The organism is Mycolicibacter kumamotonensis, from assembly GCF_002086285.1.
Taxonomy (GTDB): Bacteria; Actinomycetota; Actinomycetes; order Mycobacteriales; family Mycobacteriaceae; genus Mycobacterium; species Mycobacterium kumamotonense.
This window is the reverse complement of sequence record NZ_MVHU01000094.1, coordinates 1-1,476: the sequence shown is the minus strand read 5'-3', so window position 1 is coordinate 1,476 and position 1,476 is coordinate 1. Positions and strand designations below refer to the sequence as shown.

1 protein-coding gene is annotated in these 1,476 nt (G+C 63.0%); it reads right to left on the bottom strand.

The genetic code is table 11. The features are described from left to right. Positions 1 to 22: 22 nt before the first annotated feature. A complete protein-coding gene (locus BST28_RS22880; protein WP_109560779.1) occupies positions 23 to 1,231 on the bottom strand; it encodes an IS110 family RNA-guided transposase in 1,209 nt (402 codons plus the stop codon). Between the last annotated feature and the right edge of the window lie 245 nt (positions 1,232 to 1,476).

The window sequence follows — 1,476 nt, the reverse complement described above, 5'->3', positions numbered from 1 at the left end:
GAAAGGACTCTCAATGAAGAAGTCAAGCGGCCGATTTGGCGATGGGGGGTGAATCGGGTTGCCACGTGCGGTTGTCACGGATGAGGGCGTAGAGGACGTTGATGCGGCGCCGCGCCAGACAGATGGTGGCGGGGATTGGGCGCTTCCCTTCGTCTCGTTTGCGCTGGTAGTAGGCCTTGGAAGCGGGGTCGCAGCGGACCGCGGTCAGCGCCGACATGTACATCACCCGACGCAGTCTGCGGCTGTAGCGCTGGGGGCTGTGCAGGCGTCCGGTGCGTTTTCCGGAGTCGCGAGACACCGGTGCCAAACCAGCCCAGGAAGCAAGCTGGTCGGGCGATCCGATCAGTGCGGGATCTCCGACGGCAGCAAGGAATTCGGCACCGAGTCGAAAACCCATGCCGGGCATGCTGGTGATCACCTCGGCGAGTGGATGGTTGCGAAATCTGCCCTCGATGTCAGCATCGGTGGTCTTGATGCGGTCATCGAGGGCAATCACCTCCCCGGCCAACTCGGCAACGAGCCCGGCGGCGACTTCTTCGCCGGGCAGGCGCACCGTCTGCGATTTGGCGGCTGCCACAGCCGCGGTGGCGATCGTGGCCGCATTGCGAACCCCGGCATCGTCGAGCATCTTCGTCAGGCGCGAGACACCACTTTGGCGAATAGCTTTCGGTCGCTGATACCGCGTCAGCAGCACCACCCAGCCACGGTCTTGTGTCGGTTGTGCGGCCCGTTCCAACGCCGGGCAGACCGCGGTGATTTGTTGACGCAACCGGTTGATCGTGCGGGTACGGTCGGCGACCAAGTCCGCGCGGTGGGAGGTCAGCATCCGCAGTTCGGTGACCAGATTGTCATCGGGATGCAGCACCGGCAGATCGGCGCCTCGCATCCGCGATTGATCGGCGATCACTCGGGCGTCTTTGGCGTCGGTTTTGCCCTCGCCACCGCGGTAGACCGCCGAGGCCTGCCACACCGCACGGCCGGCCAGATACCGGACCGGCTTACCGGCGTCGGCCAGCACCGTCAACAACAGAGCGGCATACACGGTGGTCAAGTCGACCGTCCACGACACCTCGTCAGCCAGTTGCTCGATCTCGGCGACGAGTTCACGGATCGGTTGCTCATCATTGGCCAGTCGACGCGAAAGCATCACCGAGCCGTTGTCATCGACCACGCAAACCCAGTGATGTTCCTTACCGACATCCACTCCAGCACACACCTGGCCCGCCGTCATCGCACCTCTTTTCGCTTGTCTGCCAACATGTTCCTCATGGACAACCCCGCCGGCATTTCCTTAAACAAGCGATCACATCGCAGATCTCAATCAGCGGCCAGAGGAGTCCAGGCTGGCCGGGCGGCCAGTCCTTTCAAGCCGCACCACCAGGCCGGCAAACAGCACGACAGCCTCACCCGACCCACCCGGGTCGCAGCACAACGTAACAACACGAAGTAACTGCAACTACGAACTTAAGGAACCGC